Below are 12631 nucleotides of genomic sequence, written 5' to 3' on the forward strand. Positions count from 1 at the left end.
AGCGGTAGGAACAGCAGTTGTAGTGGTGGAAACTCTGAGAACAAATATCTACCAAACACGAAAACTTCAATTAGAGGAAGCAAATAAGGCAAGGAAGCAAAAATCCGATCTGAAACTGTTGTAGACCCGCGCCAAGACATTATGCGTTCTCCTGTGGTTAAATTTCTATAGTTACTTGAGCTTAGGATAACGCAGTTGCTTGCTCTTGCTGAGAAATTCAACTATTCTATATGGGCGATACGAAAGCCCATCATGCACTCATACTGGTCTGGCTGTTGTTGAGTAAGCTTGCGAATGGCTTGACCACAGCGCAGTTGACCCCCACGCCAACGGGGTTGACCACTACCGTCAGCGAGTAAACAAGACTGGCAAACTTGCTCAGGAGCAAGGATTTGATCTTCCATTAAAATGACTAGCATCGAATCCTCCTGTAAATCCTCATTGTCAAACAATTTGGGATTTTAGACTTCGACTACCCTCAGTCGAACGATTTGAGATTTTGGATTGACCCCATAGATATATCTGGGGTTAAGCGTGGTGATTGGCGATCGCGCTTTGCACCCAGAGGGAGCGATCGCGGGGGACACTTAAGAGCCACGTCCTACCTCTTTGTAGCAAAAATGTAAGTAGAGCGATGCAAATAAAGCTAACTGGCTAAGGCTGTCATTTGTCATTTTTCCTTCATTATTTATAAGAGTTTAAGGTATTTTTACGTTTCGTAATATAGTTTGGTTTATTCTTACCGACTTACTTAAGCAATCACAATTCAATAAAAGTTGTCAACTGAATCTTAATTTATTGTATGTTGTGTATATTGCAAATTGGAAATTTTAGTAAAAAATAATACAAGATTCTTGACACTAAGTTGAGCAGAGATAGCCAAGGCTATTACGAAAAATACTTTTCAAACAACCTCTAACGAGACGCACTCGCTTTGCGTCCAACTCTTATGAGAAGCTGCGCCAATGTGGTTCGTTCCTTTGCCCTTCAAACTTCCCTTGACACGTTGAAGAATTTTGGAGTTTTACCCCGATTTATTCAGCCATTACTGAATAAGTCTTTAAGCAAAGTAACTGGTTAGAAGCGCTATGGTCAGTAGACATCTAGTGAAAAAGAATTGTTTTGACGTAGCAGTGCTACGTCAAAACAATGGTTCTGGGTAACGCATATTTAATTTCTACCAGATGTCTAGTAGCAAGTTGTCAATTTTACGCACTACTAACTAATTTTGAATTTTCCTTAAAGATCTCAATAATTATCTTGATTTACACTTACACACAGTTACTTATCTTTATTTTTTATACACGTATCATGGATTATGCGGATTATACATATTTTAAACCACGTTCAAGAAATAGGTAACGGTATTGTGAATGTGGCTGTGGATCTGGCTTGTCTACAGGCAAAATCTGGTTGTGAGGTAGCGGTTGTTTCTGCTGGTGGTGAATACGAGGCTTTACTGGATATTTTTGGTGTCAAACATTACCAACTAGACCAAAGCAGAAAACCAATAAGTATGATCAAAGCAGCGATCAGTTACCGGGCGATCGCAGCTGAATTTCAACCGGATATTGTTCATGCCCATATGATGACGGGAGTGATACTAGCACGCATTTTTAAAGGGCACAAATATGCTTTAGTTTCTACAGTACACAATGAATTTCAACGTGCTAGCCTGCTCATGGGTTTAGCGGATCAGGTAATTGCTGTCAGTAAAGCTGTGCAAGATTCTCTCATTAGGCGTGGTATCCCAGAAGACAAGTTACGGGTAGTATGTAATGGAACTTTGGGCAGTCCCCGTACCCGACAAATACAAGATTATCAACCTTTACCACTACAGCGTCCGGCGATCGCCACTGTAGCCGGAATGTATGAACGCAAGGGAATTGCTGAGTTAATCGCTGCCTTTGAACAAATAGCCTCAGATTTTCCCCAAGCCCATCTTTATTTGGTAGGAAATGGCCCTGATAAACAGCTATTTGAGGCACAGGCACAAGCAACTTCTGTAAAAGAACGCATTCATTTTGAAGGCTTCCAACGGTCACCTCAACGCTATCTGATATCTTGTGACATATTTGTGCTGGCTTCCCACCGTGACCCTTGCCCTCTGGTACTTTCGGAAGCTAGGGAAACTGGAACTGCGATCGTCGGGACTCAGGTAGACGGAATTCCTGAAGCTTTGGACAATGGGCAAGCAGGTATTTTAGTACCAGTAAAAGATAGTAATGCTTTGGCTGGTATTTTAATGCAATTACTGAGTAATGCCCAGATGCTGGATGAATGGAAACAACGGGCAAATAAAAACCTCGAGCGGCTGAGTGTTGCCCGTGTCCATCAGGAAACACTGGGAGTGTATGTTGAGCTTTTGCAGCAGCAGCCCCGCGCTCTACCCGATCGAGGGTGAGCGTCGGGAAGAATGCGAGTGAGTCGAGGTAGGTTGCTTGACCAATGCGAAGCGAGGGAGAGCAACACTGCCGAGACGAACAATCTCTTATGCCTTTACACAGGTGCGTTCTGATTTTCGATGTACTGACGCAGAACGGAAACTGTCACCCCCCCACAAGAGGCGATAAAGTACGACTCATTCCAAAGGACATCTTTCCAATAGAATGCGTTAATATGCTCGGCAAATTCACTTCTGATGCGTCGGCTGGACACTGACTTGATGTTGTTCACAAATTTGGGCAAATCCATCTGCGGATAGTACTGAAACAACAAGTGAATGTGATCTTCTTCACCGTTAAACTCAATCAGCTTGCAGTTCCATTTCTGGCATAGATCAGAAAGAATTTCATGGAGCCTGGCCAACATCTCACCCGTAAAAGCCTTACGGCGACATTTGGTCGTTAAAACCAGATGTGCCTTCATGTCAGATACAGATCTACCACTAGAAACAAAATCGGTTTTCATCGCCATCTTTAGATATCTTTGCTATAATCAGCGTAGCTTAAAACAATAACGCTCACATCAGAACCGCTTACCAGTACCGATTAAGGTTGACCACAATGCAGCAAACCACGATTGATCAGTGGCTTGAACTTGCACGTCGTCAATACAACTATCGGTTGGCGGAGCGTTTTAACTGGTACGAGCAAAATCGCTGTGACGTTAACGCTTGCCCGTTAATCTGCCATTTGCCAGAGTTGAAAGACCGTCCTGATTTCTATTGGCAGAAACGAGATTTGGTCAACTCTAAAAAGCTGTTCCCCGAATATAAGGATCTGCCATCTCACACTTTACAAGACGTGATTGCGCGGGTTGATAAGACTTTTCAACGCTGGCTCAGTGGTGATAGTAGTGGTAAGCGAAGCGGTAAACCTAGATTCAAAGCACAGGGACGATTCCGCTCGATTGCATTTCCAGATCCCGTTAAGCCAGAACACATTCAGGGGCCATTCATTCAGCTTCCGAAGATTGGCAAGTTAAAACTGATTCTCCATCGTCCACTACCCGATGGCTTCAAGGTAAAGACGGCTGCAATCATCAAGAAGGTAGACGGTTACTACATTACGCTGTCGCTTCAAGATTCATCTGTTCCTATTCTTACTCCTGACGTTCCAGAAATGGAGAACACCATCGGGATTGACATGGGGTTGAAGTCGTTTCTGGTGAATGATTTGGGTGAAGAAATCACAATCCCTCAGCACTACCGCTCTTCAGAGAAGAACCTGAAACGGTTGCAGCGTTCACTGTCTCGCAAAAAGAAAGGTTCAAGTCGTCGTCAAAAGGCAATTAAACGAGTCGGTAAGGCACATCTGAAAGTCTCGAATCAGCGCAAAGACTTTCACCACAAAACCGCTCAGAAGCTTCTACAACTAGGATTGCACGTTGCACATGAAAAGCTAAACATCAAAGGGATTGCCAGAACAAGACTCGCAAAATCGACCCATGATGCTGGATGGGGTCAATTCCTGCAAATTCTGTCAATCAAAGCTGAAAAAGCTGGGCTGATGGCAATTGCAGTCAATGCAAACGGTACGTCTCAAAACTGCTCTGGGTGCGGTACAAAGGTCCCAAAAACACTTTCGGACAGGCTTCATGTTTGTCATGAATGTGGACTGACGCTAGATCGTGACTACAATGCAGCAATCAACATTAAATATTTGGCGGTAGGGCATTCCGTCAATAAAGCTCAGGCTAAGCCCGATGGAATACCAGGGGTCACTGAGAAGCCCGCGCTCTATGCGTCAGCATGAGCGTCGGGAGTATGTCACTTAATTGTATAATGTACTAGTACAGTGTCTAAGCTAATTTTGAGGGTTTGTAGTAATACCAATTCTGTATGAAGATGCGCTAAACCATAAGTACAAAAAAGAAAAACGAACCGCAATCGCGTTAGCGTCTCCCCTTCTCCCACTCGTGAGAGGCTAGCGCCTTCGCGAGTGCGTCTCGTAAGAGTTGGGAGAAGGACGCAAAGGACACAAAGAAAGAAGTTAAAACAGTTTGGCGCAGCCTCACAAAGAAATGGTATAAGCACTTTAGTGCTTAGAAAATAAGGACTGAAGTCCTTACTACCAACTTGCTTCCTGTCAATTTAAACTTGACAAACTACTAGTACAGGTCGGCGGAAATAAACCTACCATTTCATTACAGCCAGAAAGCCCAAAATTAATTGCACAGTCGGCGGTAGGGCATTCCCTGGACTCTAAGCAAAGCTCAGTGTCTCCTAAGCAATAGCTGGATTGACTGAGAAGCCCACACTGTATGCTTGCATCAGGGTGGGAGTATGTTACACTACTCCCTGCCAAATCGGCGTGAAGGTGATTAAACAATCATGAGACGTAAACCCACTGGTAGATCGGCTACTACTTCTAAACCCTCTATTTTCCAATCCCCGATGTTTAACCTCTTCACCATTGCAATTATGGGAGGGGTGTTAATTTTGGGAATTGGAATTGGCATTGCTTTTAGTTCTACAACGACCTTGGCTCCATCAAATGTGGCTTCCCGTGAATTTATTGACACGAAAGCACCAAACCCGGAAATTTGTGTGCAGTACGGAGCCAGTGCGATGGTGATGGACGCTAGACTGTTCGTCACTCTCAACCCCTTTAATGTTTATGTTGCCCAGCCGAGTATGCGTCCTGGATGTGTGATCCGACAAAATAACTGGGCACTTTTAGAGCAACGTAAGCTGGTGACATCTGATCAGGTAAGAGATTGCAAAAATCGCCTGAACACCTTTGGTTTTACAGGTAACTTGGACAGTGACAAACCTGATATTAGGTGTATATATCAGAATGAAGCTGCTCAAAACTTCTTCACGGCTCAACCAGGAGCAGTTGGAACGCCTCAAGAAACCGATAGGTTTTAGAATTTGGGCATCCCTTCTGGTGCGATCGCACTCGCGTTCGACAACTCTACCAGACGCACTCGCGAACGCGCTTGGTGAGCGTAGTCGTTGGCGCAGCCTCTCGTAGAGAAGGGCAAGGCAAGTGGCCATTGGTTATTAATTCTTCCACTTCTGCTCCCCCTGCTCCCCCATCCCCCTCATCCCCCTCATCCCCCTCATCCCTATCTACTTTTAGGAAGCGGTTGACCAAACTCGATCACCTGGGGATCGGCAACATTGGGGATTGTTGGAACTGGGAATTCCGACATACCGAAAGGAGGAATACTATTTAAATTACCAGTTTGATTTGGGAAAGAAGGAGGGGGAAGAGTCAAAGCAGGTTGCTGAGATGATATATTCGGCGTTAGGGGAGGTACAGTGACAAAAGGCTGTCCTGAGTTATTGGTAATTGTTGAGGGCAGTTCGTTGGATAAAGGGGGAACTGCGAGTAAGGGCGCTTGTGGAGTAGTCGTTACGGGTAGGTTACTAGGCGGCTGTGACTTATAAGGTGTTTGAGGTTGTTTTTTCGGAGAAGGTGGGGAGTTTGCTGGTTTGACGGCAGTAGTTTTACCAGAAATAACCGGACGTAATACCCAGCGAGTGGAGTTTTTTCGAGAAACGGGTTGCAGTTGTACCTGCTTGGGATCAAAAACAGCCCCTGGTGCTAAATCTAGGACAATGCGTGTTTGGTGATCATTCAGTTGAGAAACGCGAATACTTTTGATTGCTCCAGAATAATTTTGTTGTGTGGTAACTTTGCCCAACTTAGTATTTGGTAAATCTACAACCAGACGAGAGGGTTGGGTAAGGTAGAAATAACGGGGGGTTGTGCCTGTTGAGAGGGTGATTTCGAGTTGCTGTGTCTTAGGGGAAAAACGCCAATTATCTAGCTTTGCCACTGGTGTAGCGGCAGTACTGCAAGTTTCGAGGGCGATCGCTGCATAAAAGCCTAATATACTGATACTAAATAGCTGCTTGCGCCGTTGACGAACTTGCCTAGTCTTTAGTCCCTGATCCATTCTTTTATTTGCTCCATAAAACCCATACAATGCGCTGACATTGCTGTTTATTTCGGGCTTCCAATCCCTGTAAACGCGATTAATCGCGTCTCTCCCCACTCCCCAATTCAATTAGCTTTTTGGGGTATAGCAGTAAATATCCGAGTTTGTTGAATCTCATTTATGGTTAATTTACCTGTCATATTACCTTTATCTACAAGTTGCATTTGAATTTTGACTAAGTTCAGAGGATCATTTTGGGGGCGAGGAATATTACAAAGGATTGAGCTACCAACTTTTCCAGATAAATTTAATTGTTGATTTCTGAAGATACCTGCCAAAGAGTGCTTTTGGTTAGTATCGCCGTTATCAGTTGCCGATAAGACAGAGGCATTTAAGTAAATACCTGACTGTTCAATGTTTAACGTCAGGGTATCCGATTTTTCACAGTTAAGCAAATTTTCCGCTAGGGTTAGACGATATTGGCCGTTAACTGGAGGAGGAGCCTTGAGATTTTTTTCCCCATAAATGGTTACAGTTTTAAACAAGAGTAGCACTGAAGTTATTGCTACTCCGTAAAAAGCTAAAGATTTGAATTTGAAATGATTCATAATCTCAATTCCTAAGTAGAGTGACGCAAATAAAGCTAACTAGCTAAGGCTGTCATTTGTCATTTGTCCTTCGTCATTTATAAGGGTTTAAGGTGTATTTACGTTTCGTAACATAGTTTGATTTATTCTTGCCGACTTACTTAAGTGTTGGCTCTTGATTCCTAACATCAGGAAGCATGGAAGCCAGATGAGCGGTGACTTGACTGTAACGGCGGGTAATCAGTAGGGAGGAGCAACATTGGATGGCTAGTTGATCTGTATATCTTCCCAAGGTTTGACGCTCAATACCCCAAGTGCGACTAGTACCTGCAATTGTCAGGTCTACATTTTTTGAGGCTTCGACTACAGCTTGGATTGGATCTGGGGCTTGGACAATTTTGATTTCTATGCGATCGCGTACACTACTGGGTAATTGCTCCATCATCTTATTTAACTCGTAACTCAATTCATCCTTCAGGTGATTTTCGGGTACAACCTGTAAAACTTGTAACATACAAGTCTCACGATTAATTAGCAGCCTCAGAGCTAGTATTAGGGCTAAATCATCATGAATATTTGCCGAATAAGGCACTAACAAGCTTTCTAAGCGATCGCCTCCCCGATCCACAAACACTGCAACATCAACTGGCGCAGTGGTGAGCATTTGACCAACTTTTCCGCCCAAGCGGTTGCTACTAAAAGCTGGGCGATGCCATCCCACAAGAATTAAGTCAACTTGTTTGAGTGCAGCAATCTGTGCGGTTTCCCGTGCGACATTGCTAGATATGCGAACGATGGGATGCACATGAGAGCGTATTTCCACTGGTTCGAGAGTATTAATCAATTGTTCTAGCTGCTGACGGCGCTGGGCAATTAATCGGTCTGCTTCAACTGGTGTACTTTCAAAGGCATAATCTTCTTCAAATTCAATCAGGCTCAGAGGGTTAATAATGGCAGGATAACTGTAGTTGAGAGCAATGCTGGCTGCTAACTGTAGCAAACCTTTTTGGGTACTCGGATTAGCCACTGGCACTAAAATTCGGTAGGGGCGAGTGTAATTTTCGCCATCAGTAGCGCTTGTAGCTGTTTCTACTTCCAACTCCGGTTCTACCACGTCTAACCTGATCAGTCTCTTAGGATATGTCCATTCCAGCAGTGGCGAGGTCATGAATGTAGTTACCAATGCCATAATTACCAGCATGGTAAATATCAAGGGGGAAATTACCCCTAACTCTAGACCAATGTTTAGCACTATCAGTTCGGTCAAGCCGCGCGTATTCATTAACCAACCGAGTGCTGAGGCTTCCCGTTTATTAATGCCACTTACACGGGCTGCGACATAAGTGCCAACATATTTGCCTGCGATCGCTACTCCTAAAACCAAATTGCTAGCTGTGGCGGTGTTACAGTTTCAACTTTACGAAAATATATAGAAAATCAAAATACCCCAGAAAATGGCGATTCCGACGCGGGAGTACCCGCTAACGCTTCGCTATCATCGACCCACCGTCCTGTCAATCCTACGGATTGAATTGGTTGTGGGTCAATTCGTCATCGCCCAAAAATTCATCTCACACTCCTAAGAGTGAGTGTGAGGCTTCTTTTTGTTTCAGCTAAATAACCAAGACAAAAGATTTGCAACCGTAGCAGCCCCAAAAGAGAACAGCGCAATAATTGCATCACGAGGTAAAACCCCATCCAACCAGCTACCCTGTATTTGAGAAACTGGAAAATCTTGATCTAAACCAATTTGAATCTCCTTAGTTTTTCCAGAAAAGCGGGCTTCTATTCCCTTTTTCGGGACAATTTGTAGATGGCGTATTAGTTCAATATTGAGAGGAATATCAGGATTTTCCCCCATGAGAAACTGATTTCTCTTAATATCCTGTTCTTGTCCCACCACGCGGATTTTACCTTCCACAATAGTAGAAAATTTTAAATCGTCTCTGGCATCTTTACCATTTCTGTCTAAATCTAGAAATTTCACATCTTTGGTTTCTATCTTTTCTCTAAACCATTGTTCTGATTCGTATTTGGGAGGTTTGGCTAGGGTAATATAAAGATTGGTATTTTGTGCGATTTCTAAATTAAATTTTTTATTATTTGGATTGACAATAAATTTTAGCGGTGTTTCTTTATCTGGTTGATTTGGTAATTTTAAATCTAATAGTTCATAGCCTTCTACTATAACTTTAATTGGTTGTTCACCTAAATATAGTTCTAATGTATTTTGGTTGTTGTTTAAGTCTGATTTCGAGTTAGATTGCAGAGAAAAAGCAAGCTGATTGCGATAAAAGTCATAACTTAATCCAGCTACTTTTGTGTTTGGTTGCAGCCGGAGTTCATCTAGGTTTATTTCACTTGTTGTTTGGAGATTAGCTGGAGCAATAAGGATTCTTATTATGCGATCGCTCTCGTTGTTAACTAAAGTAGTTAATATCGAGTATGAAGTCACTTTTTATCTTTATAAATACTACTACGATGCCCAACTTCTATGATGATTATCAATAAAATTTCATCCAAAATATCATAGATAATGCGATAGTCTCCTACTCTAATTCGATAACCATTGTCTCTATTTTTTAGCTTTTTAACTCCATTTGCACGTGGGTCTGTGGCTAAATCATCAATTTTAGCGTGTATGCATTCTTGAAGTTTTGGCGGTAATTTGTTAAGTTGTTTTGATGCACCTTGAGAAATTTCAACTTGATAACTCACGCCACTTCCTGACTTATTTCTTTTTTAACTTCTTCCCAACTCACAGTACCATTAATACGTATATCTTCTTTACCTTGATCATAGGCTTTTAACTCTTCCTCCTCCTCTTCTTCTTCTATTCGTTGTAACAATGCGAGAATTTCATCTAAAGTGCTGTCATAAGCCTGTTTCAGTAGTAAGTTGATGGCTTTGATAATTTTTTCTCTTTCAATTTCGGTTTTCATGTTTCAAGCCAGAAATATTGAATTTACATACATTATATATTGTAGTAACAGTAGTCTGGAATCAAGGCATCGCTTGAGACTCAGAACAGTCCCTGCTGCCTTAATCACAAAGTTAATTGACAAATTACTTTTAAAACTTGTAACAACTGAATTGAACGCTCTCTTTCCATTAAATTTAATTCTGGCAACAGGTAATAAATCGGGGGATTTCCTTGTTCAATATATATAAACTGATAACTTCTACCATTAGTCGCCAATCCCCAAACGAATTTTTGATTATCTAAATTTTTATAAGCATAAGTGAGTAGCTGAGGCAAACCTGTTGATATATCAATCTGGCTATTTTTAGATTCAATTAACAGTACCCAAAAATATTTTTGAGGTTTTGTATGTTGAGCCTTACTAACAGCTAGAATATCAAATCTTCCTTTAATTTTGATATCTTCATCTTCAACTTCAATATCAGCAATATTTTCCTCCAAAAGAATCTCAATAGGATAGCGATAAAAACCAGCTAATCTTAATAAAGGGGCAACTGCAAGAAACTTTACCTGACCTTCAGAAACTTTACCTGCTGTCAGGTATCTATCAAAGTCATGCTGAATTTGTTTAAGTTCCTGCTGTTCTGCTTCCGTGAGAGGTTCCAAACATAAGTAGTTAGAAAATGAGTCATTGTACTGTTTTTGAAAGCCAAACAGACGATGAACTTCTTCGAGGGATAAATTACGAGCGTTGAGGGTTGTCATATATTTTTGCTTGATTAAGATTTAGCATACAAAGTAACACACGTTTTTAACCTGCGTAGGCAGGTTTTGTTTGTGTAGCTGCACCTGTGCCAGGGCTAGTAATAAATTAGACTTTTCAAACATCCTCTTCGCCTACGGCATAACATCCCCCTCTGCGCTCTCTGCGTCTTGGCGGTTCGTCAAAAACCTTACAATCAACTGTAGAGAAGCTTGACATAAGTAATGAACAATGCCATCCCCATGCCCATCAGGTGATATTTTTAGATCAAGGTATTGTGGCAGAAAAAGGCCCAGCCTATGAAGTACTGACCAATTCCCAAAGCGATCGCCTACGTATTTTTCTCAGTCGCCTTCAAATAATTCGTAATTCGTAATTAAAGGTACTCGCGTAAGAAATCAAAGGGGTCATCTTCCCAACAAGGTTCAGGTATCAGCCAAACCAAACTCCCACTGATGTCGGCTTCAATTTCATCAGCATCATCTCTATCAAATAGTTCTATCAAAGCTGTCCAATCACGTTCTCTCAGAGACGTTAACGATGGGGCATATACCTGGAGGTTATTTGGGTAATTCACGCGCAAAGTTATGCTTGACTGCCGTAAAAAGTTACTATAGAAATTTGTAAATAATCAGATTCTAGCTTTAACAATCGCAGTAAAATAGTTGTTTGGATGCTATTAAATATGGGCTACTCTTATAAGTGTCTCACAATTTAAATAGGACTGCTATAGCCATTTTCAATCCGGTGAGGTTACAAGTATGCAAATAGACCCAACCCCCTAACCCCCTTCCCGAAGCGGGAAGGGGGAACAATTTAAAGCCTCTCTCCTAAAAGGAGAGAGGAATGGAAGCGAGGTCAAAATTGTACCTCACGCTTGTCGAGAACTGCTATATAGAATTTATTACTTTACTCAGACCGGAAAAATCCTTCAGGCTGAGATTTGATTAATTCCACGTCAAAAACTTCCGCAAAGCACTGCTCTGTATAAAAACGCACTTCTTGGCAAGTGATTCCTGGAATCCATTCGGCTAAACTGCCTACAGGTTTATCAGAAATACCGCAGGGTATAATGCGCTCAAAGCCTGTCATGTCTGGACAAACATTTAACGCAAAGCCGTGCATGGTAATCCAACGGCTGACTTTAATCCCAATAGCCGCAACTTTTCGCCCTTGCAACCAAACGCCAGTAAAAGCCGGAATTCTTTCTCCCTGCAACCCATAAACTGCCAATACGCGAATTATTACTTCTTCAAGTTGACGTAAATACCAGTGTAAGTCTTGACGATGACGTTGCAGATTTAAAATTGGATACCCCACCAGTTGACCGGGACAATGGTAAGTAACCTCGCCGCCTCGTTCAACTCGATGCACATCATATTCACCTTTGTCAATATCAAATTGGAGAAAATCTAAATTGGCTCCTTGTCCCAGAGTGTACACAGGTGGATGTTCTAGCAAAATTAACACATCATCTAGACTGGGATCATGGATGCGCTCAGTGAGGAGCGATCGCTGCCATCCATGAGCTTCTAAATAAGGCATCAATCCTTGACTATACAACAAACAACGGTTTTTGTGTGGTTCTATACTATGGATCATGCCAAAAATCAACCGTGTTTAGAACGAAATATATTTCAAGTTACAGGATTTCAGTCAACAATTGTCAAGCTTTGCAAAGGATTTTAAAGGAAAGTCAAGGGAATATGCATTAGAAAATACAAAGTGCTAGCTTGAATATATAACCTCAATAGGTTTTTAGGAGGAATTCTCTGCGATAAGCATCATGCCAAGACAGTAAGGACGAATGTACTGGCTGATGACTTTAACAAAATAGTTTGCATTTCAAACAAAATCAAACTTTCACAAAGACTTGTATTATTGAACAACAGCAAGCAAACCTCAACCGAACACAGAAGGAGCAACTATCAAAAGTTTTGTAAGCGTTGCTTTATTGAAGAAGGTAGTTACAGGAGCTACCACTCAGATTGCCTCACCCAAAAGTCCTAAGTCAATATCCAAATT

General features: G+C 42.0%; 13 protein-coding genes and 2 pseudogenes. 4 read left to right on the forward strand and 11 right to left on the reverse strand.

Going from position 1 to position 12631, the window contains the following annotated elements:
- Positions 1-221: 221 nt before the first annotated feature.
- Positions 222-419, reverse strand: a complete 198-nt coding sequence (locus tag LC605_RS08825) for a hypothetical protein (RefSeq protein ID WP_229547187.1) — start codon at positions 417-419, stop codon at positions 222-224.
- A gap of 899 nt (positions 420-1318) precedes the next feature.
- On the opposite strand from LC605_RS08825, the gene LC605_RS08830 reads away from it, so the two are divergent.
- Positions 1319-2404, forward strand: coding sequence for a glycosyltransferase (locus tag LC605_RS08830; RefSeq protein WP_229547188.1), 1086 nt, complete (start codon positions 1319-1321; stop codon positions 2402-2404).
- Positions 2405-2499: 95 nt separating this feature from the next.
- Here LC605_RS08830 and tnpA read toward each other — a convergent pair whose 3' ends face one another.
- Complete coding sequence (tnpA, locus tag LC605_RS08835) at positions 2500-2910, reverse strand: IS200/IS605 family transposase (RefSeq protein WP_229547227.1); 411 nt, start codon at positions 2908-2910, stop codon at positions 2500-2502.
- Between the two features lie 56 nt (positions 2911-2966).
- On the opposite strand from tnpA, the gene LC605_RS08840 reads away from it, so the two are divergent.
- Positions 2967-4196: a transposase gene (locus LC605_RS08840; RefSeq protein ID WP_309143259.1), complete on the forward strand. Its 1230-nt coding sequence runs from the start codon at positions 2967-2969 to the stop codon at positions 4194-4196.
- Between the two features lie 578 nt (positions 4197-4774).
- The gene (locus LC605_RS08845) at positions 4775-5314 is read left to right on the forward strand and encodes a DUF3172 domain-containing protein (RefSeq protein WP_229547190.1); all 540 of its coding nucleotides are present in this window, start codon (positions 4775-4777) and stop codon (positions 5312-5314) included.
- A 200-nt stretch (positions 5315-5514) separates the two neighbouring features.
- Here the strand turns inward: LC605_RS08845 and LC605_RS08850 are convergent, their stop codons facing one another.
- The 7 genes and pseudogenes from LC605_RS08850 to LC605_RS08880 all read right to left on the reverse strand — a co-directional run bounded on the left by LC605_RS08850 (position 5515) and on the right by LC605_RS08880 (position 10608).
- Positions 5515-6351 (reverse strand): AMIN domain-containing protein, encoded by an 837-nt coding sequence (locus LC605_RS08850; RefSeq protein WP_229547191.1) that lies wholly within the window; start codon positions 6349-6351, stop codon positions 5515-5517.
- 107 nt (positions 6352-6458) lie between these two features.
- The gene (locus tag LC605_RS08855; protein WP_229547192.1) at positions 6459-6941 is read right to left on the reverse strand and encodes a hypothetical protein; all 483 of its coding nucleotides are present in this window, start codon (positions 6939-6941) and stop codon (positions 6459-6461) included.
- A gap of 136 nt (positions 6942-7077) precedes the next feature.
- Positions 7078-8304 (reverse strand): annotated as a pseudogene (locus tag LC605_RS08860) (cation:proton antiporter); the annotation flags it as partial.
- Between the two features lie 225 nt (positions 8305-8529).
- The gene (locus LC605_RS08865) at positions 8530-9375 is read right to left on the reverse strand and encodes a hypothetical protein (RefSeq protein WP_229547193.1); all 846 of its coding nucleotides are present in this window, start codon (positions 9373-9375) and stop codon (positions 8530-8532) included.
- Entirely contained in the window at positions 9372-9638 is a 267-nt protein-coding gene (locus tag LC605_RS08870) for a type II toxin-antitoxin system RelE/ParE family toxin (RefSeq protein ID WP_229547194.1), read from the reverse strand. The genes LC605_RS08865 and LC605_RS08870 overlap by 4 nt, the downstream gene beginning before the upstream one ends.
- Positions 9635-9862, reverse strand: a complete 228-nt coding sequence (locus LC605_RS08875) for a hypothetical protein (protein ID WP_229547195.1) — start codon at positions 9860-9862, stop codon at positions 9635-9637. The genes LC605_RS08870 and LC605_RS08875 overlap by 4 nt, the downstream gene beginning before the upstream one ends.
- A 104-nt stretch (positions 9863-9966) precedes the next feature.
- Entirely contained in the window at positions 9967-10608 is a 642-nt protein-coding gene (locus LC605_RS08880; protein WP_229547196.1) for a restriction endonuclease subunit R, read from the reverse strand.
- Positions 10609-10850: 242 nt separating this feature from the next.
- Between LC605_RS08880 and LC605_RS08885 the strand changes: the two are divergent.
- Positions 10851-10982, forward strand: a pseudogene (locus LC605_RS08885) (polar amino acid ABC transporter ATP-binding protein); the annotation flags it as partial.
- On the opposite strand, the gene LC605_RS08890 reads toward LC605_RS08885, so the two are convergent.
- Together LC605_RS08890 and lipB are read right to left on the reverse strand one after the other, a co-directional pair.
- Complete coding sequence (locus LC605_RS08890; RefSeq protein WP_229547197.1) at positions 10983-11183, reverse strand: hypothetical protein; 201 nt, start codon at positions 11181-11183, stop codon at positions 10983-10985.
- 332 nt (positions 11184-11515) lie between these two features.
- Positions 11516-12208, reverse strand: a complete 693-nt coding sequence (lipB, locus tag LC605_RS08895) for a lipoyl(octanoyl) transferase LipB (protein WP_229547198.1) — start codon at positions 12206-12208, stop codon at positions 11516-11518.
- Positions 12209-12631 lie beyond the last annotated feature (423 nt).

It is taken from the genome of Nostoc sp. CHAB 5836 (genome assembly GCF_020829445.1).
Classification (GTDB): Bacteria; Cyanobacteriota; Cyanobacteriia; order Cyanobacteriales; family Nostocaceae; genus Nostoc.